The following is a 19,230-nucleotide window of genomic DNA, read 5'->3' on the forward strand; positions in this document are numbered from 1 at the left end:
CATGAATTCGAAGGTGCTGTCGCGGCGCGATCTTGACTTCCTGTTGTACGAGTGGCTCGACGTCGAGTCGCTGACCACGCGCGAGCGGTTCGCCGACCACTCCCGTGAGACGTTCGACGCGTTCCTGGACGTGTCGCAGCAGATCGCCGAGCGGGACTTCGCGCCGCACAACCGCAAGAACGACCTGAACGAGCCGACCTTCGACGGCGACCGCGTGACGATCATCCCGGAGGTGTCGCACGCGCTGCGCGTCTTCGCCGAGTCCGGGCTGCTCGGCGCGACGATGGACGCCGAGCACGGCGGGCTGCAACTCCCGCACGTCGTGCAGCGCGCCTGTTTCCTCTGGTTCCAGGCGGCGAACACGGCGACCTCGGCGTACGCGATGCTCACCGGCGGCAACGCGCACCTGCTGCTCGCCCACGGGACGCAGGACCAGATCCGGCGCTACGTGCACCCGATGCTCGAGGGCCGGTTCACGGGCACGATGTGCCTCTCCGAGCCGCAGGCCGGTTCGTCGCTGAGTGACGTGACCACCAGGGCCGTACCGCAGGGTGATGGTCTTTATGAGGTCACCGGCGGCAAGATGTGGATCTCCGGCGGGGACCACGAGCTCAGCGAGAACATCATCCACCTGGTGCTGGCCCGGGTCGCCGGCGCTCCGGCCGGCGTCAAGGGCCTGTCGCTGTTCATCGTGCCGAAGCGCGACCTGGAGACCGGTGAGCGCAACGGCGTCACGCTCGCCGGCCTGAACCACAAGATGGGCTACCGCGGCACCACCAACACGGTCCTGGCCTTCGACGGCGCGCGCGCCGAACTCGTCGGGGAGGAGGGGCGCGGCCTGCAGTACATGTTCCACATGATGAACGAGGCGCGGATCGGGGTCGGGTCCGGCGCGGTCGCGCTCGGCTACACCGGGTACCTGCATGCGCTGGACTACGCGCGCGAGCGGCTCCAGGGCCGTCCGGTCGACGCCAAGGACCCCGCGGCGCCTCCGGTGCCGATCATCAACCATGCCGACGTACGACGGATGCTGCTCGCCAGCAAGTCGTACGTCGAAGGCGGTCTGGCCCTGATGCTCTACTGCGCGAAGCTGCTCGACGAGCCGTCGGCCGAGCACGATCTGCTCCTCGACACGCTCACCCCGATCGTCAAGGCCTGGCCGTCGCAGTGGTGCCGGCTCGCCGACGACCACGCCATCCAGATCCACGGCGGCTACGGCTACACCCGGGAGTACCCGGTCGAGCAGTTCTACCGCGACAACCGGCTGAACTCGATCCACGAGGGCACCGACGGCATCCAGGCCCTCGACCTGCTCGGCCGCAAGGTGACCCAGAAGGGCGGCGCCGGCCTCGGCCTGCTCCTCGACCGGATCCGGGCGACCGCGCAGAAGTCGGACCTGGGCGCCCCCGTCCTGGCGGCGTGCGACCGGCTGGCCGCGACGACCGCCAAGGTCTGGGCCTCCGGAGATCCGGCGAAGGCGCTGGCCAACGCCACGGCGTACCTGGACGCCGCCGGCCACCTGGTGATCGCCTGGATGTGGCTGGAGCAGTCGATCGCCGCGGGGGACAGGCCGGGCGACTTCTACGACGGCAAGCGGATCGCCGCGAAGTACTTCGTCACCCACGAGCTCCCGCGGATCGGGCCGATGCTCGACCTGCTCGACTCGGGCGACACGCTGCTTCTGGACCTCGAGGACGCCTGGTTGGGCTAGGTTCGACGGATGGCCAGCAAAGCCACCGTCATCGAAGTCGGCGACCACGACGTCCGCGTCTCCAACCCGGACCGGATCTACTTCCCGGAGCTCGGCGCCACCAAGCTCGACCTGGTCGAGTACTACTTGGCGGTGAGCGACGGGATCGTCCGCGCGCTGCGCGAGCGCCCGTGCATGCTGCACCGTTTCCCGGACGGGCTGGCCGGGGAGAAGGTGCACCAGAAGCGCGTGCCGAACGGCGCGCCGCCCTGGCTGGAGACGGTCCGGGTGACGTTCCCCCGCTACAACCGGCACGCCGACGAGCTGTGCGTGACCAAGCCGGCCGACGTGATCTGGGCCGTCCAGATGTCCACCGTGGAGTTCCACCCGTGGAACTCCCGGCGGGCGGACACCGAGAAGCCCGACGAGTGGCGCATCGACCTGGACCCGATGCCGGACTGCCCGTTCGATACGGTCCGCCGCGTCGCGCCGGTCGTCCGCGAGGTGCTCGACGAGCTGGGCATCACCGGCTTCCCGAAGACGTCCGGCGGCAAGGGCCTGCACATCTACCTGCGGATCGCGCCGCAGTGGGGTTTCTCCGACGTGCGCCGGGCCGCGCTCGCCTTCGCCCGCGAGGTCGAGCGCCGCGCCCCGCAGGACGTGACCACCACCTGGTGGCGCAAGGACCGCGACCCGAAGGCGCTGTTCATCGACTACAACCAGAACGCGCGCGACCACACGATCGCCAGCGCGTACTCGGTGCGCGGCGTCCCGCAGGCCACGGTGTCGACGCCGATCACCTGGGACGAGATCGCCGACGTGGATCCGCAGGCGTTCACCATCCGTACGGTCCCGGCCCGGTTTGCCGAGCTGGGTGACCTGCACGCCGCCATCGACGACGTCCACCACTCCCTGGACACGCTGCTGGAGTGGGCCGACCGCGACGAGCAGGCCGGGCTGGAGACCCCCGTCGAGCCGTGACCTGGCATGATCGCGCGATGACCGACAGATCGAAGCAGCTGCGCACCGGTTCCGGGATTGTCGGGCGGGCCGCCGTTCTGCTGGTCGCCACGGTCGGCCTGGTCTACGTGGGTGAGGCCACCGCCGGCCTGTGCAGCCGGGCCGACGGCGCGTCCAGCGGCAGCGTCATGGCGATCCTCTTCGCCGCCGTGGGCCTGCCGATCCTGCTGTTCCTTGGCTTGTGGCGCACCCGCGGCACCGGAGCGTGGCCTGGCGTCGTGCTCGGCTGGCTGGTCGCGCTGCTGCTCACGGCGGGGGTGCTGGCGGCGGAGGTAGCCTACGCCCGCAGCATCCCCCTCGGCTGCGGCTAGCCTTTCCCGGCGGTGCTCTCCCGGATGATCAGTTTGTGCGGGGCGCGCATCTCGACCGCCGGGGGAGGGGCCGGGCTGTCGATGCGCAGCAGGAGCCGTTCCACAGCGGTCGTCGCGATCATCTCCTTGTCCGGCGAGATCGTGCTGACCGACGGGTTGGAGTAGGCGCCGTCCTCGATGTCGTCGTAGCCGATCACCGCGACGTCCTCCGGCACCCGCAGACCGCGGCTGATCAGGGTGTGGATCGCCCCGAGCGCCACCAGGTCGGAGTAGCAGAACACCGCGTCCGGCGGATCGGCACGGTCCAGCAGGTACGCCATCGCCTGCGCGCCGTCCTTCCGGTTGAACCGGGGCGTGCCGACGATCAGGTCTTCCCGGGCGGTCAGCCCGCGCGCCTCGTGCGCCTCGCGGAAGCCGCGGGTACGCAGCTGGGCCGCCTCGCCGGTGGCGTAGGGCTGGTCGCCGATCGCCGCGAGACGCCGTCGTCCCAGGTCGAGCAGGTGTTCGGTGGCCTGGCGGGAGGCTGCCACGTCGTCGATGCCGACGTGGTCGAACGTGCCGTCGCTGGACCGTTCGCCGAGGACGACCAGCGGCAGGTTCGGGTCGTGGTCGGCGAGCGCCCTCTGGTCGAGGCCGAGCGGGCTGAAGATGACCCCGTCGAAGAGCAGCCGGCGGGAGCCGTGGGCGATGAACGCGCGCTCGTGCTCCGGGTCGCCGTCGGTCTGGTCGATCAAAACGTTATAGCCGCGCGCCCGGGCCGCCCGGATCACGCTTTGCAACAGCTCCGAGAAGTAGGGCGTGTCGAGGTACGGCACGACGAGGGCGATCTGCCCGGAACGTCCCTGGGCCAGGTTGCGGGCCAGCACGTTCGGCCGGTAGCCGAGTTCCTCCACGGCGCGCTGCACCCGGACCCGGGTGCGCTCGGTGACGTTCGCATACCCGTTGACCACGTTGGAGACGGTTCGGCTGGAAACCCCGGCCAGTTCCGCGACGTCACGTAGCGTGACTTCTCGACGCAATGTGCCCCCTCTGCCCGCGCCAAGTTTCCGGCAGGTTACTCCTTGCCGTGGTTTGGACGCCCGTGCATGCTGTTTTGCAGCGCTGCAAAAGCGTAGCAACAAAGCCCGATGCGAAGTGAAGAGCGAACTTGCCGACCCCCGGTGTGCCAGCACCGGAGGCCGGCCTCTGACCCATCACTAATCTTGTGAGGACCCAGTGAACGTCAGAAATTTTAGTGTACGGCGGTCCGCCGCGGCCGTTGTCGCGGCTGTGACCGCGCTGACTCTCGCCGCCTGCAGCGGCGGCTCCGATGCCGGCGCTGACAAGACCGACGGCCCGGTGACCGTGAAGGTGTGGGCGTGGTACCCCTCCTTCCAGAAGGTCGTCGACCTGTACAACTCCACCCACACGGACATCAAGATCGAGTGGACGAACGCCGGCGCCGGTCAGGACGAGTACACCAAGCTGCAGACCGCGCTAAAGGCCGGCAAGGGCGCGCCCGACGTGGTCATGCTCGAGTTCCAGGAGCTGCCGACCTACCAGCTCACCAAGCACCTGGTCGACATGGGCAAGTACGGGGCGAACGACCTGAAGAGCTCCTACGTCGACTGGGCCTGGAAGCAGGTCAGCCAGGGCGACAAGGTCTACGCCATCCCGGTCGACGCCGGCCCGATGGCGATGCTCTACCGCGAGGACCTCTTCAAGCAGTACGGCCTGACCGTCCCGACCACCTGGGACGAGTACAAGGCGCAGGCCGAGAAGCTGAAGACCGCGTCCGGCGGCAAGGCGTTCATGACCGACTTCGGCGGCAACGACGGCGGCTTCATGACCGGTCTGATGTGGCAGGCGGGCAGCAAGCCGTACACCTACGACCCGTCCAACCCGTCGACCATCGGCGTGAGCGTCAACGACGCCGGCGCCAAGCAGGTCGCGACGTACTGGGAGGGCATGGTCAACTCCGGCCTCGCCGACACCAAGGCGTACGGCACGACCGACTTCTACAACGGTCTCGGCTCCGGCAAGTACGTCACCTACCTGGCCGCCGGCTGGGGTCCGGGCTACCTGGCCAGCGTGGCGAAGACGACCTCCGGCAAGTGGCGCGCGGCCCCGCTGCCGCAGTGGACCGCCGGCGCGAACGTGCAGGGCGACTGGGGCGGCTCGTCGTTCGCGGTGACCGACCAGGCGAAGAACCCCGAGGTGGCCACGAAGGTCGCGATGGACATCTACGGCGCCAAGAACACCGAGGCCTGGAAGATCGGCATCGACGAGGCGTACCTGTTCCCGACCGCGACCCCGGTCCTGGAGTCGGACGCGTTCCTCAAGAAGAAGTACGACTTCTTCGGCGGCCAGACCGTGAACGACATCTTCGTCCCGGCGTACAAGCAGATCTCCCCGTTCGCCTGGAGCCCGTTCAACAGCTACAACTTCAACCAGCTGACCACCGGGATCAACGGCGCGATCGAGAAGAAGACGTCCTGGACGGCGGCGCTGGACACGGCCCAGGCCAACATCCAGCAGTACGCCACCCAGCAGGGCTTCAAGGTCCAGTAATGACCCAGGTGGCAACCCGGTCCGCGGCCGCTCCGGCGGTCGCGGGTCCCGCTCCCCGCTTCAAGCGCGGTCGCGAGGCCGCGGTCGGCTGGCTGTTCGTCGCGCCGTTCGTGGTCCTGCTGGTCGCGTTCCTGCTGCTGCCGATGGCGTACGCGCTGAAGCTCAGTCTCTACCGGTCGACGCTGATCGAGGGCGAGCACTTCGCGTTCTTCGAGAACTACACGCAGGCGTTCAACGATCCGCTGGTCCGCGAGGGCGTGGTCCGGGTGATCCTGTTCGGACTGGTGCAGACGCCCGTGATGATCGGAGTCGCCCTGCTCGCGGCGCTGCTGATCGACCACGCGACCTCCCGGTTCTCCCGGTTCTTCCGGCTGGCCGCCTTCGTGCCGTACGCCGTCCCGGTCGTCATCGGCACCCTCATGTGGGGCTTCCTCTACAGCAAGGACACCGGCCCGCTGAGCGCCGTCCTGCACGTGGACTTCCTGTCCAGCAACGTCGTGCTCGCCTCGCTCGGCAACGTGGTGACCTGGCAGTGGGCCGGCTACAACATGATCGTGCTCTACGCGGCGCTGCAGGGCCTGCCGCGGGAGGTCTACGAGTCCGCGCGGATCGACGGCGCCGGCCCGGCCCAGATCGCGTGGCGGATCAAGACCCCGATGATCTCCTCGGCGATCGTGCTGGCCACGCTCTTCACGATCCTCGGCACGCTGCAGTTCTTCACCGAGCCGTTGATCCTGCAGCCGCTGAACCCCGGATCGATCACAGCGCACTACACACCCAACGTGTACGCGTTCAACCAGGCGTTCTCGTTCCAGCAGTACAACTACTCGGCCGCGATCTCGTTCCTGCTCGGCGCGGTGGTCTTCGTCGGGTCGTACGTCTTCCTCTTCGCCACCCGGAAACGGAGCGCGCTGTGAACAGTAAGAGTGAGCGCGCAGGGATCGTCCCGCACCTGGTCATGGGCGTGATGGCGCTCTACTTCCTGCTGCCGTTCTGGTGGCTGCTGGTCGCCGCGACCAAGGACAACGACGGGCTGTTCCTCTCCGCCCCGCTGTGGTTCTCCGACTTCCACCTGATCGACAACCTGAAGACGGTGTTCTCCCAGGAGAACGGCATCTACCTGGTCTGGCTCCGGAACTCCGCGCTCTACGCGGTGGTCAGCGGCGTCGGCGCGACGGTCGTCTCGGCGCTCGCCGGGTACGCGTTCGCGAAGTTGCGCTTCCCCGGCCGTACCAAACTGTTCGCTCTGCTCCTGGGGTTGATCATGGTGCCGGCCACGGCTCTGGTGCTCCCCACCTACCTGCTGATGTCGAAGGCGGGACTGGTCGACTCGATCTGGGCGGTCATCCTGCCGTCGCTGCTGAACCCGTTCGGCGTCTACCTGCTGCGGGTCTACACCCACGAGTCGCTGCCCGACGAGATGCTCGAGGCGGCCCGCATCGACGGCGCCGGCGAGCTGCGCGTGTTCACCAGCGTCGCGCTGCCGGCGATGCGCCCGGCCCTGGTCACCGTGCTGCTGTTCTCGATGGTCGCGTCGTGGAACAACTTCTTCCTGCCACTGGTGATGCTCAGCGACGACCACCTGTTCCCGCTGACCGTCGGCCTGCGCACCTGGTACATGTCGGCGACCCTCGGCAACGGTGGCGAGGCCCTCTTCAACGTGATCGTGACGGGCGCCCTGGTGGCGATCCTCCCGCTGATCGTCGCTTTCCTCCTTCTTCAGCGTTACTGGCGCGGTGGTCTGACCATCGGCGCCGTCAAGTGACCTTCTCCGCGCTCCACAAGGGAAAACACATGCTCCGTGCGCGTGTCGCATTGAATCCGGCTGCCGTCGTGGCGCCCGTCAACCGCCGCACCTTCGGCTCGTTCGTCGAGCACATGGGCCGGTGCGTCTACACCGGCATCTACGAGCCGGGCCACCCGAGCGCCGACGAGGACGGGTTCCGCACCGACGTGCTGGCGCTCGCCCGCGAGCTCGGTGTCACCATGGTCCGCTACCCCGGTGGCAACTTCGTCTCCGGCTACCGCTGGGAGGACGGCATCGGCCCGGTCGAGAAGCGGCCGCGCCGTCGTGACCTGGCCTGGCGCAGCATCGAGACGAACGAGGTGGGCATCGACGAGTTCGCCAAGTGGGCGCAGAAGGCCGACGTCGAGATCATGTACGCCGTCAACCTCGGCACCCGCGGCGTCCAGGAAGCCCTCGACGTGCACGAATACGTCAACCACGCCGAGGGCACCGAGCTCTCCGAGCGGCGGCGGGCGAACGGGGCCGAGAAGCCGTACGGGATCAAGCTCTGGTGCCTGGGCAACGAGCTCGACGGGCCGTGGCAGACCGGGCACAAGACCGCCGAGGAGTACGGCCTGCTGGCCGCCTCGACCGCCCGCGCGCTCAAGTCCGCGGAGCCGGACCTGGAGCTCGTCGCGTGCGGCAGCTCCAGCTCGGTGATGCCGACGTTCGGCTCCTGGGAGTCGACGGTGCTGGAGCACGCCTACGACGTGGTCGAATACGTCTCCTGCCACGCCTACTACGAGGAGCACGACGGCGACCTCGGTTCGTTCCTGGCCAGCGCCGTCGACATGGACCACTTCGTGAACAGCATCGTGGCCACCGCGGACGCCGTCGGCGCGCGCCTGAAGAGCAAGAAGAAGATCAACCTCTCGTTCGACGAGTGGAACGTCTGGTACCTGTCCCGCTTCCAGAACGCGCCGCTGCCGGCCGAGTGGGGCGTGGCCCCGCGCGTCATCGAGGACCAGTACAACGTCGCCGACGCCGTCGTGGTCGGCAACCTGCTGATCTCGCTGCTCCGGCACAGCGACCGCGTCACCGCCGCCTGCCAGGCGCAGCTCGTCAACGTCATCGCCCCGATCATGACCGAGCCCGGCGGGCCGGCCTGGCGGCAGACGATCTTCCACCCGTTCGCCCGCACCGCGGCGCTGGCCAAGGGCGACGTGCTGGAGACGCGCGTCGACAGCCCGGCCTACGAGACCGCCCGATACGGCGAGGCCCCCCTGGTCGACGCCGTCGCCACCCACGACCCGGCGACCGGCGACGTCACGCTCTTCGTCGTCAACCGCTCGCAGTCCGAATCGGTCACGCTCACTGTCGACCTCACCGCCTTCGGCACCGGCCTGTCGGTCGCCGAGTCGGTGACGCTGACCGACGACGACGTCCGCGCGAGCAACACCAAGGACGAGCCGGACCGCGTCACGCTGCGCCCCACGGCGGACATCCCGGGCGGAGCGGTCACCGCGGACGATGGCGGGGTCACGCTGACGCTGCCCTCCGTCTCCTGGACAGCACTGCGCCTGACCAGGTAGAACGCTGATCCTCAGGGGCGCGGACCGGGGCGGGACGTGCCCCTGAGGATCAGTTTCGACCAGGAGAACCTGCCGGGTCGCTGGGCCGCGCCGTCTACTCGGCCCCGGCGGACGTCACGGCCTCGGAGCGCCGGTCGGAAAACCTTCGCGGAAACTGTTATCCATTCACGGAAAAGACGTCGACGTTAAAGAAACCTTAAACGACAGGCGCCTTTCCGGGGTTGCTTCGCATACTGGGATTCCCCCGACCGAATCTCCCCCCGGAGGCTGTTCCTGATGCGCCGGAAAAGAACGTTGTTTCTCGCCTCGCTGGCGACCGTTGCCGCGGTGGGCACCGCCTGGATCGCGCTGCCGGCCTCGGCCGCCGCGTCCACGGCGACCCTGCGTACGGTGTCCGACTGGGGCTCCGGCTGGCAGGACGAGGTGGTCGTCACCAACGGCGGATCGGCCGCCACGACCTCCTGGAAAGTCGAGTTCGACCTTCCCGCCGGAGCCACGATCGGCAGTTTCTGGGACACCGAGATGACAGCCAGTGGCAGTCACCGGGCATTTACCAACCGTAGCTGGAACGGCACGATTCCGGTCGACGGAAAGGTGACGTTCGGATTCGTCGGCTCGGGCGGGCAGCCGCTCAACTGCAAGCTCAACGGCCGGCCCTGCGGCGGCGACGAGACGACCGTGCCGGCCGCGCCCGCGACCACCGCGCCGGCCGTCACGCCCACCAGGACCGCGACCGTGACGCCGACCACCGCCGCGCCGGTCCCGACCGCCACGGCGACAGCGACGGCCACGGCGACGAAGACCGCGACCAAGGCGGCGACCGTCCCGCCGCGGGAGGACCTGCTCCCGGTCACTGTCACCAACAAGACCGGTCGCGGCGATGCCGTTCACCTGTACGTTCTCGGCGTCAACCTGGACACCGGCAAGCTCGGCTACGTGAACCAGGCCGGCACGTTCACCCCGTGGACCGGCGGCGCGGCCGTCCCCGTCGCGGCGCCGGACGTCTCGATCAACGGCCCGGCCAACGGCGGCAGCACCACGATCCGGGTGCCGCGCAACCTCTCCGGCCGGCTCTACTTCTCCTTCGGGCGCAAGCTCGACTTCCGGCTCAGCACGGACGGCCTGGTCCAGCCGGCGCCGTGGGCCGGTGGCGACCCGAACCACGACATCCTCTTCGACTGGAGCGAGTTCACCGTTAACTCGTCCGGCCTGTGGCTGAACAGCTCCCAGGTGGACATGTTCGCGGTGCCGCACATCGTCAGCGTCACCGGCGGCAGCGGCACGACCAGCTCGACCGGCGAGGTGGTGGCGGGCGGCCGGCAGAAGGTCATCAACGCGATCAAGGCCGACGCCGACTTCGCGAAGAGCGTGGTGACCGGCCCCGACGGCACGGTCCTGCGGGTGCTCGCGCCGGGCAAGGCGGCCGACGCCGGCCTGATGAGTCCGGCCTATCTGGACCCGTACATCGCCTCGGCCTGGAAGGCGTACACCTCGAAGAGCCTGACCGTGACGCCCTTCACCGATCGGCCGGACGTCAAGTACACCGGCCGGACCTCGGGTGATGTCATGAGCTTCACCGATTCCTCGGGCAAGGTGGTCGCGTCCTTCACCAAGCCGTCCACCGCGAACGTCTGGGGCTGCGACGGCGCGCTCGGCGCCCCGAACGACCAGGTGGTGGGCCCGATCGCGCGGACCCTCTGCGCGGCGCTGCAGCGGACCACGCTCGGCCGGCTCGACGTCCAGCCCAGCGGCACGGCGGCCGACTTCTACCAGGGCAGCCCGGCCAACCTGTACGCCAAGGTGATCCACGCGAACATGACCGACGGCAAGGCGTACGCGTTCGCCTTCGACGACGTCCAGAACCAGGAGTCCCTGGTCCACGACGGCGACCCCCGCACGGCAGCCATCACCTTCTCCCCGTTCTGACCCCGTTGCACGCCGGGAGGCAGCGCCGCTCACACAGCGGCGCTGCCTCCCGGCGCATACGTGATCCCAGCCCCACCCAGATCGGCGTGCTCCGCGCCGCGGGACCGCGACCCGCGTCGTGGCCCGGGCAGGTGCGGCGCTCGCGGTTCCGGGCTGGTTCTCATGGGCGTTATGAGGGACGAATAACGCCCATGAGAACCAGCCGGGAGGGTGAGTCGCGCGGCGGCCGTGACCACGGGCTACGTCGCGGGCTCCCGCGGGCGGGGCTCCGCGTCGGACGGGCGCCGTCGGCACGTCCTAACTCAGGAGATCGGGCGGTACGCGACCTCGGGATCGAGCAGCCTCGTCCATGACGGACGCCAGTTCGGGTGGCGCGCCTCGACCTCTTCCTGCAGGTTCGTGCGCCACGGGCCGGAGACGCCGTCGTCGTGCCACCACGCCGGCCACGAGTCGTAGGCGCGGTCGATCTCGTAACCGGTGGCGGTGGTCTCGACGCGCAGGAACAGCCAGCGGCCGTATCGCGGGTCGGACTCGGCGCGGCGCAACGCGCGGACCAGCTCGGTCAGGCGGCGGAAGGCGGCGTAACGCTCCTCGCCGGGGTGGTCGGCCGGCGGGTGGTCGCCGGGCTGCGAGCTGAAGCTGGTGGCGTCGGCGTAGACCAGCAGGGAGCAGCGACCGTCACCGGCCGGCGCGCGTTCCTGCAGCCGGCGGACCAGCGTGCCGAGCTCGTCGGTGTCCGGCGGCGACGGGCGGCGCAGCTCGGGCGCCTCGTGCATGGCGGCCCAGACGAGGCGGTCGTGCTCGCCCTGGCTGATCCGGCGGACCCTGCGCATCGGCGGGCGCTGGCCGGGGGCGATCCGTGGCGGCCTGGTGCCGGGGGTGAGGCCGGCCCGGGTGGCGGTGGCGAGCGCGGCCTCGACGTCCGCGGTGTCGCCGAGCAGCGCGGCGAGATCGCCGGCGGTCACCTCGCCGCGGACGGCGGCGTGCAGCAGGCGGGCGGCGAGCTGGCGGTCGGGCGAGGCGCTCAGGCCGCTCAGGCCGCGCAGGGCGGCGGCGGTCTGCTCCTCGGCGAGCAGTGGCGCGATCACCTCGGTCAGCCCGTCCTCGGCACGGTGCAGGTAGCGGACCCGCGACCAGCGGCCGCTCTCGTGCCAGATGACGAAACCGAGCTGATCACTCTCGGCCAGCGGGGTGAGGTCCGCCCAGGGCAGCCAATCCGGCGCGCCGGTCAGCGGGTCGACCGCGGGATCGGTGGAGACCTGCGCGTGGTGGTCACGGTGCGCGCCGTAGAGCACCGCGCGGCGGCCGTCGAGCAACGCGAAGCGGGCCCAGCCGGTGCCCGGGTCGTCGCGCCGGGCACCGCGCTCGTCGACGGACCACGGCTCACCTCGGTCGATGCCGGTCATCGCGGCGCTGAGCGTCGCCCAGCGGGTCCAGAGCAGTCCGGGCGCGGGAAGGTCCACGTCGGTCAGCATGAGTCCACTGTGCCAAATGCGGTAGGCCTCGCGTCACCCACGGGGTACCCGGCGGTTGCCTGACGGGTGCGTATGGTTGCGGTCCGGGTGCTGATGGTCAGCGATGTCGGACGTTTGCCGAACGCAACGGTGTCACCACGTCACCGACCCGGAACGGATCATGTCTGCCCACGCGTTCGGCCTTCTCGGGGCCGCCCTGTCCATGTCCATCGCCTGGCCCCAGGTCTTTCTCTCCTGCGTACGGCGTCGCACCGGCGGACTGTCGCCGGCGGCGTGCCTGCTCTCGGTGGTGATGCCGGTCGGCTGGCTGACGTACGGGCTGCTGATCGGGGACCGGATCCAGGTCGTCTCGAACACTCTCAACCTGCTCGCCGGGGTGGCCGTCCTGGTCGCGCTGCTGGCCACGCAGCCGCACCTGCGGCGGGCTCGCGTGCTGGGCGGCGCGGCGGGACTGGCCGGGGCGGTGCTTTTCGCCATCTGCGTGTCGGCCGGTACCGCCGTACTGCCGCAAATCTCGACATCGCGGGCGGCCCAGCTGCTCGGTGCGGTGCTCGCGGTCTCGTCGCTGGTGTCGGCGCTGCCGCAGCCGCTGGCGCTGCTCCGGAACCGGGCGCAGGACATGTCGGGATTGTCCCCGGCACGATTCCGGCTCGCCACCGCGGCCAGCGGATCATGGCTGCTGTACGGCCTCGGCACCGGCCAGCCCGCCGTCTGGGCGTCCGCGATGGTCGGCGTGAGCAGCGCGCTGACGGTCTGCCTGGTGCTGGCGTCGCGCCGGGAGCGGGCCGTGTCCATCGCGACGCCGGAGTGGCGTGGCGCGGTCGTCACCCGCAGCCTCGCGGTCGCCGGGGTCTGACCTCCGTGGACGGGGGAGTCGTGAACGGGCGGCTTCCCCGATTCCCGGCCGCGCCTGGACTGATGATTTCCGGTCAGCGGGCGCGGGGGAGTTCCTCCTGGGCGGCGGCGAGCCAGTCCAGGGCGTATTCCAGGTCCGCGGCCGCACCACGGCGGCGGTAGGAACGGTCGGCGCGCGCCGAGGCGGCACAGGACTCGATGGTGCGGCGGGCCCGGGCGTACAGGAACGGATCGTCGATCGGCGCCGGGCGGTCCGGCGCTTTCCGGGCCCGGCGGATCCGCAGCCGGCGGAGCACGGCACGGAAGAGATACAACGCCCAGACGCACGCCACCGCGATCGCGGTCAGCCGCGCGGGTTGCGCCGGGCCGGGCACCAGGAGCAGCAGCGGCACCCCCACGAGAAGCACGGCGAGCAGCACGGCCGAGATCATGGTGCGGTCCGGGCCGGTGGTGCCCGTCCGGTAGCGCGCGGCGGCGTTGCCCAGCTCGCGGCGCACCTGGCCGAGCCGGGCGAAACCGATGCGATCGGGGCGGTCGGCCGTCCAGTCCCGGCACTGCGCGTCGGTGGTCGCCGCGGCCAGCTCCCGGTCGAGCCGGCGCAGCCGGGGCGCGACCCCACCGGCGAACGGATCATCCCTGCTCACCGGGCGCTCCCCTCGACCGCGGCGGCGCTCACGGCCAGTCCTTCGAGATGTCGTCCAGATAGCGTTCCAGGCAGTCGATCGCCTGGCAGAGCAGCAGGTCCGCCACGGCGAGCCGCCCCAGCACCGGATCGCCGCTCATCGCCTGACGCAGCGCCGGCGCCCGCCAGTTGGCCTGTCCGGCTCGCCGCAGCCCCGCCGAGACGAGCCGGACCCGGGCCCGCTCCAGCGCGAACGGCACCTCGGCCAGCCCCGGTCCGGGTCTGTCCGGTGGTGACGGCAGCGCGGAAACGGTTCCGCGGCGGCGCAGCACTCCGGCAAGGTGCAGCGCCACGATCGACAGGAGACCGGAGAAGGTGAGCGCGGCGAGCAGCCCGCCGCCGGTCGCCCGGGCCAGCGTGGCCGACCCGGCGACCACGGCGGCCGTCACCACTGTCGTGATCAGCACCGGTATCAGCGCCGGGCGGCGGCGAAGAACCCCGGCCAGCTCGGCGTCGGCCGCGGCGAGCCGCCCGCACGCCGAGCGGATCCAGAACTGGTCGAGATCGCCGGCCTCCCGGACGACCTCGTCGAAGCCGTCGGCGATCGGGGCACGCACGGCGCCGAGTTCGGCGGGCAGCGCACGGGCCGGCGGCATACTTGCAGCGTCGCACCGAAGTGGCGGTTGTGGACTGTCGGGTTTCCGCAACGTCCAGGGTGGCCGGAACCGCCTGGGGTCAGCGGGACCGCTGCTGCCGGAGCCACGCCGCCGCGGCCTCCGCGCTGCTCACGGCCGGCGCCGCGGGCATCGGCGGCCGATCGACGAGAATCACGCGTACGCCCTCGGCCCGCGCCGCCGCGAGCTTCGCGTCCGAGCCGCCGCTGTCCTTGGTGACCAGCACGTCGATCCGGTGCTCGGCGAGCAGCCACCGTTCGCCCTCGACCGTGAACGGCCCCCGGTCCAGCAGCACCTCGAGATGGCGCGGCATCGGCGGGGCGGGGGGCTCCACCGACCGTGCCAGGAACCAGCAGTCGTCCCGGTGCGCGAACGCGTGGATCGTCTGCCGCCCGGTGGTCAGGAACACGCGTCCCCCGGTCAGCGCCGCCGCCGCGTCCGCTACCGACGCGACGCGCTGCCAGTCGTCGCCCGGCGACGCGACCCATCCGGGCCTTCGCAGGATCAACGTGGGTACGGCCATTGCCGCCGCGTTCGCGCTGATCCGTGCCGCGAACGGGTGCGTCGCGTCGACCAGCACGTCGATTCGCTGCTCGGCGAGATAGCGGGCCAGGCCCTCCGGTCCGCCGAAACCGCCGACCCGCACCTCGCCGGCCGGCAACCGGGGCGCACTGGTCCGCCCGGCGAGCGACGTGATCACCTCGTGCTCGCCGGCGATCAGGGCCGCCAGCTCACGGGCCTCGGTCGTCCCGCCCAGGATGAGGACCCTCACGAGCGGCAGCGGCCCGCGGAGTAGAGGTGACTGTCCGGGAACTGCCCGGCGGTCAGCGCGGCCCCGACCACGATCACCGCGGTCCGCTTGATCCCCGCCTCCTTGACCTTGGCGGCGATGTCGGCGAGGGTCCCGCGCACGACCAGCTCGTCCGGCCGGCTCGCCCGGGCGACCACAGCCACCGGGCAGTCCGTGCCGTAGTTGCCGACCAGCTCCGCCACGACCGCGTCGATCCGCTGCACGGCCAGGTGCAGGACCATCGTGGCCCGGCTCGCGCCGAGCGTGGCCAGGTCCTCGCCGGGTGGCATGGCGGTGGCGCGCTCGGCCGTCCGCGTCAGGATCACCGTCTGCGCCACCTCGGGCACGGTGAACTCCCGGGCCAGTGTGGCGGCGGCCGCGGCGAACGCCGGAACGCCCGGGGTGACGTCGTAGGGCACGCCGGCCGCGTCCAGCCGCCGCATCTGCTCGGCGACCGCGCTGAACACCGACGGGTCGCCGGAGTGCAGCCGGGCCACGTCGTGACCGTTCGCGTGGGCGGTCACCATCTCGGCGACGATCTCGTCGAGGGTCAGGTTCGCCGTGTCGACCAGGCGCGCGTCCGGCGGGCAGGCCGTGAGGAGCTCGGCGGGGACCAGACTGCCCGCGTACAGGCAGACCGGGCTCTTGCTGATGAGCCGGTGGCCACGCAGCGTGATGAGGTCGGCGGCGCCGGGGCCGGCGCCGATGAAGTGCACGGTCATCGGGTCACCGTCCAGATCGTCACGGGCATGAAGGATCGCCAGCCGGTGAAGCCACCCACCGGCGAGCCGCGCTGCACCGTCAGGCGGGTCAGCTCGCCGCCCAGTCTCGCGTATGCCCCGGCCAGCACCGCCTCCGACTCCACCGTCACCGCGTTCGCGACGAGGCGGCCGCCGGGCCGCAACTGCCCGAGACACTTCTCCAGTACGCCGTCGCGGGTCACGCCACCACCGATGAAGATGGCGTCCGGGGCCGGCAGGCCGTCCAGCGCCTCGGGCGCGCGCCCGTGCACGACCCGCAGGTGCGGCACGCCGAGCGCGGCCGCGTTCGCGCTGATCGTGGCGGCCCGGGTGGCGTCCGGCTCGATCGCCACCGCCTGACCGGCCGGATGGGCGCGCAGCCACTCGATGCCGATGCTGCCCGAGCCGGCGCCGACATCCCAGAGCAACTCACCGGGCACGGGGGCGAGCGCGGCCAGGGTCACGGCGCGGACCTCGCGCTTGGTGAGCTGGCCGTCCGTCTCGTAGGCCGCGTCGGGCAGCCCCGGGACGACCGCCAGCCGCGGGCCGTCGCCGCACTCGACGGCGATCACGTTGAGCGGGTCGCCGGGCGGCGCCGCCCAGTCGCCGGCCGTGCCGGTCACCAGCCGCTCATCGGGCCCGCCGAGCTGCTCCAGGACGGTGAGCAGCGCGTGCGACCAGCCGCGGGCGGTCAGGTGCTCCGCGACCGCGGCCGGGGTGTCCGCGCCCGACGACAGGACCAGGATCCGGCGGCCCGGGTTGAGCGCGCGGCCCAGCGTCGCGACCGGCGCTGTCACCAGGCTCACCACGTCCGTCCGGGCCAGGTCCCAGCCCAGCCGGGCGGCGGCCAGCGACACCGAGGACGGGTGCGGGAGGACCCGCAGGCGCTCCGCTCCCAGGACCCGGGCCAGGGTCGCGCCGATGCCGTGGAACATCGGGTCGCCGCTGGCCAGGACACAGATCCGGCGGTCACGGGCGGCCTCGAACAGGCCGGGGAGCGCGGGCAGCATCGGGGACGGCCAGGAACGCCGCGTGGCGGTCACCGAACGGGGCAGCAGGGCCAGCTGGCGCGGGCTGCCGAAGATCACTTCGGCGTCGTGGAGAGCTGCCGTGGCCGTACCGGAAAGGTCTTGCGGGCCGCCGGCGCCGATACCGACAACCGTGACCCTCGCTGGTGGCAGCGGCTCTGATGGCAGCGGCTCTGATCGCACCGGGAGAACCTATCCCGTCCCGCGATCCGGAAATTCTCGGTCCGTGGTTGAGCCATCCGGCGACGGCGCGCGTACGCATTCCTGACGGCTTCCGACCGAGACCGGGCCGTCACGTCGGCCGCAGGGGTGGCGGGCGCCGCGAGACGACTGGTGAGCAGGTGAGGACGATGGCCATACCGGCCTTCCAGGACCAGCGTGAGTTACCGGACGACGACGACGGCTACTTCGCTGGGCTGCGTGCGGAGTCGCGTGACGAGCAGGAGTCGTGGTCGCGTACCCCCGCGCGGTCCGCCTCCCGTCACGACGACGATCGTCCGTCCTGGGACTCGCCCTCCCGATCCGCCACCCGGTATCAGGATGACCGGCCGTCGTGGGATTCCCCGTCCCAGGCACGGCCCTCCTGGGACGGGCCCTCGCATGCTGCCCGATTCCAGGATTCAGCCCGATTCCAGGATTCAGCCCGATCCCAGGATTCAGCCCGATCCCAGGAATCAGTCCGGTCTCAGGATTCAGCGACCCGGGAAGCCCCGTCCCGGGAGTCGCTGCCGTCCTGGGACTCGATGCCGGAGTGGCCGGCGCAGGAGCCGGGCCCGCAGTCCGCGCCCGCCGACCCGTACCGGCGCGGCGACATCGTCGTCGAGTCGAACACCTCGCCGACCGGCTGGAAGGCAGGCACCGGCTTCCCCGTGACGGAGGACGACCGGCCGCCGGCCGAGGCCACCTCGGGCAACCGGCTCTTCACCGTCATGCTTTTCTTTTCCGGGCTGGCGACCAGCATCGCGCTCTGGCTGTTCGACACCCAGGCCGGCGCGGTCAGCGACACCGCCAGCATGATGCTCGCCGCCGGGCGGATCTCCGGCCTCGTCGGCGGCTACCTGCTCTTCATCCAGCTGCTGATGATGAGTCGCGTCTCCTGGCTGGAGGAGTGGGTCGGCTCCCGCGACCTGCTGCGCTGGCACCGCTGGCTCGGCACGTCGCTGCTGGTCGCGGTGCTCGCGCACATCGTCACGATCGTCTACGGGTACGCGTTGCTCGCCCAGACCGGCGTCGTCGACCAGGCGTGGAGCGTGATCACCACGTTCCCCGAGATGATCAGCGCCACGGTTGCGACCGGCCTGCTGGTCCTGCTGTCGTTCACCTCGATCCGGTGGCTGCGCACGCACCTGCCGTACGAGCTGTGGCACCTGATCCACCTCACCGGTTACCTCGTTCTGCTCCTGGGATACGGCCACCAGGTCGCCACCGGTGCGGACCTCAGCGGCCGGTTCGCCTCCTACTTCTGGCCCGGCCTCGGCGCGCTGGTGATCGCCGCGCTGGTCTGGGGCCGGATCGTCGAGCCGGTCTGGCTCAACGCGCGGCACCGGTTCAGCGTCGCCGAGGTGGTCGCCGAGGGCGCCAACACGTTCTCGATCTACATCGCCGCGAAGAACCTGGACAAGCTGCCCGCGCAGGCCGGCCAGTTCATGCGGTGGCGGTTCCTGAACGGCAACGGCTGGTGGCAGTCGCACCCGTTCTCGCTCTCCGCCGCCCCGAACCGGCAGTGGCTGCGCCTCACCGTGACCGTCGCCGGCGGGCACACCGCCAAGCTGGGACAGCTGCTGCCGGGCACGCCGATCTGGGCGGAAGGCCCGTTCGGCACGTTCACCGCGCAGCGCCGCACCCGGCGCCGGGCCCTGCTGATCGCCGGCGGCAGCGGGATCGCGCCGATCCGCGCGCTGCTGGAAGACATGCCGGCGGACACCATCGTGATCTACCGGGCCAGCCGCCCGGACGAGCTGGTCTTCCGGGCCGAGCTGGAGGAGCTGGCCGAGGAACGCGACGCCTGGGTGCGTTACATCGTCGGCTCCCGCACCGACCCCGGGCCGCGCCGGCTCTTCACCGAGAACGGGATGCGCGGCCTCGTCCCCGACGTGAACCGCCGTGACGTGTACCTGTGCGGTCCGCCCGGACTGGTGAACGCGGCGGTCGGGACGCTCAAGCAGCTCGAGGTCCCGGACAGCCAGATCCACCTCGATCCTTTCGAGTTCTGACCGTTCCCCCACGACCTT

General features: G+C 70.9%; 17 protein-coding genes. 10 read left to right on the top strand and 7 right to left on the bottom strand.

Features of this window, described 5'->3' with window-relative positions:
* Position 1: 1 nt before the first annotated feature.
* The 3 genes from Acy02nite_RS32370 to Acy02nite_RS32380 are packed head-to-tail and all read left to right on the top strand — an operon-like array spanning position 2 to position 3,021.
* Entirely contained in the window at positions 2-1,711 is a 1,710-nt protein-coding gene (locus Acy02nite_RS32370) for an acyl-CoA dehydrogenase (protein ID WP_203749020.1), read from the top strand.
* A 9-nt stretch (positions 1,712-1,720) separates the two neighbouring features.
* On the top strand, positions 1,721-2,671 hold the full coding sequence (gene ligD / locus Acy02nite_RS32375; RefSeq protein ID WP_203749023.1) for a non-homologous end-joining DNA ligase: 951 nt from the start codon (positions 1,721-1,723) through the stop codon (positions 2,669-2,671).
* A 17-nt stretch (positions 2,672-2,688) separates the two neighbouring features.
* Positions 2,689-3,021 carry a hypothetical protein gene (locus tag Acy02nite_RS32380; protein ID WP_203749027.1) on the top strand — a complete coding sequence of 111 codons (333 nt, stop codon included), beginning with the start codon at positions 2,689-2,691 and terminating at the stop codon, positions 3,019-3,021.
* Here Acy02nite_RS32380 and Acy02nite_RS32385 read toward each other — a convergent pair.
* On the bottom strand, positions 3,018-4,040 hold the full coding sequence (locus tag Acy02nite_RS32385; RefSeq protein WP_203749029.1) for a LacI family DNA-binding transcriptional regulator: 1,023 nt from the start codon (positions 4,038-4,040) through the stop codon (positions 3,018-3,020). The two genes, Acy02nite_RS32380 and Acy02nite_RS32385, sit on opposite strands and share 4 nt — an antisense overlap.
* A 250-nt stretch (positions 4,041-4,290) precedes the next feature.
* Between Acy02nite_RS32385 and Acy02nite_RS32390 the strand changes: the two genes are divergently transcribed.
* From Acy02nite_RS32390 to Acy02nite_RS32410, 5 genes are all read left to right on the top strand, one after another.
* Entirely contained in the window at positions 4,291-5,571 is a 1,281-nt protein-coding gene (locus Acy02nite_RS32390; RefSeq protein WP_203749049.1) for an ABC transporter substrate-binding protein, read from the top strand.
* A complete protein-coding gene (locus tag Acy02nite_RS32395) occupies positions 5,571-6,488 on the top strand; it encodes a carbohydrate ABC transporter permease (protein ID WP_203749066.1) in 918 nt (305 codons plus the stop codon). Before Acy02nite_RS32390 ends, Acy02nite_RS32395 begins: the two co-directional genes overlap by 1 nt.
* Entirely contained in the window at positions 6,485-7,336 is an 852-nt protein-coding gene (locus Acy02nite_RS32400; protein WP_239175415.1) for a carbohydrate ABC transporter permease, read from the top strand. The genes Acy02nite_RS32395 and Acy02nite_RS32400 overlap by 4 nt, the downstream gene beginning before the upstream one ends.
* Positions 7,337-7,365: 29 nt before the next feature.
* A complete protein-coding gene (gene arfA / locus Acy02nite_RS32405) occupies positions 7,366-8,889 on the top strand; it encodes an arabinosylfuranosidase ArfA (protein ID WP_203749069.1) in 1,524 nt (507 codons plus the stop codon).
* Between the two features lie 276 nt (positions 8,890-9,165).
* Entirely contained in the window at positions 9,166-10,815 is a 1,650-nt protein-coding gene (locus tag Acy02nite_RS32410; protein ID WP_203749072.1) for a beta-1,3-glucanase family protein, read from the top strand.
* A gap of 302 nt (positions 10,816-11,117) precedes the next feature.
* Here the strand turns inward: Acy02nite_RS32410 and Acy02nite_RS32415 are convergent, their stop codons facing one another.
* Entirely contained in the window at positions 11,118-12,290 is a 1,173-nt protein-coding gene (locus Acy02nite_RS32415; protein WP_203749075.1) for a hypothetical protein, read from the bottom strand.
* A 160-nt stretch (positions 12,291-12,450) separates the two neighbouring features.
* Between Acy02nite_RS32415 and Acy02nite_RS32420 the strand changes: the two genes are divergently transcribed.
* The gene (locus Acy02nite_RS32420) at positions 12,451-13,146 is read left to right on the top strand and encodes a SemiSWEET transporter (protein WP_203749078.1); all 696 of its coding nucleotides are present in this window, start codon (positions 12,451-12,453) and stop codon (positions 13,144-13,146) included.
* Positions 13,147-13,219: 73 nt separating this feature from the next.
* Here the strand turns inward: Acy02nite_RS32420 and Acy02nite_RS32425 are convergent, their stop codons facing one another.
* The 5 genes from Acy02nite_RS32425 to cbiE all read right to left on the bottom strand — a co-directional run bounded on the left by Acy02nite_RS32425 (position 13,220) and on the right by cbiE (position 17,182).
* Positions 13,220-13,789, bottom strand: a complete 570-nt coding sequence (locus Acy02nite_RS32425) for a hypothetical protein (protein ID WP_203749081.1) — start codon at positions 13,787-13,789, stop codon at positions 13,220-13,222.
* 28 nt (positions 13,790-13,817) lie between these two features.
* Positions 13,818-14,423 carry a hypothetical protein gene (locus tag Acy02nite_RS32430; RefSeq protein WP_203749084.1) on the bottom strand — a complete coding sequence of 202 codons (606 nt, stop codon included), beginning with the start codon at positions 14,421-14,423 and terminating at the stop codon, positions 13,818-13,820.
* Between the two features lie 79 nt (positions 14,424-14,502).
* On the bottom strand, positions 14,503-15,213 hold the full coding sequence (locus Acy02nite_RS32435) for a cobalt-precorrin-6A reductase (RefSeq protein WP_203749087.1): 711 nt from the start codon (positions 15,211-15,213) through the stop codon (positions 14,503-14,505).
* Positions 15,210-15,953: a precorrin-4 C(11)-methyltransferase gene (cobM, locus tag Acy02nite_RS32440; protein WP_203749090.1), complete on the bottom strand. Its 744-nt coding sequence runs from the start codon at positions 15,951-15,953 to the stop codon at positions 15,210-15,212. The genes Acy02nite_RS32435 and cobM overlap by 4 nt, the downstream gene beginning before the upstream one ends.
* Positions 15,950-17,182 carry a precorrin-6y C5,15-methyltransferase (decarboxylating) subunit CbiE gene (cbiE, locus tag Acy02nite_RS32445; RefSeq protein WP_239175416.1) on the bottom strand — a complete coding sequence of 411 codons (1,233 nt, stop codon included), beginning with the start codon at positions 17,180-17,182 and terminating at the stop codon, positions 15,950-15,952. Before cbiE ends, cobM begins: the two co-directional genes overlap by 4 nt.
* A gap of 560 nt (positions 17,183-17,742) precedes the next feature.
* Here cbiE and Acy02nite_RS32450 point away from each other — a divergent pair.
* Positions 17,743-19,212, top strand: a complete 1,470-nt coding sequence (locus Acy02nite_RS32450; protein ID WP_239175417.1) for a ferredoxin reductase family protein — start codon at positions 17,743-17,745, stop codon at positions 19,210-19,212.
* Positions 19,213-19,230: the final 18 nt, after the last annotated feature.

It is taken from the genome of Actinoplanes cyaneus, from assembly GCF_016862095.1.
Classification (GTDB): domain Bacteria; phylum Actinomycetota; class Actinomycetes; order Mycobacteriales; family Micromonosporaceae; genus Actinoplanes; species Actinoplanes cyaneus.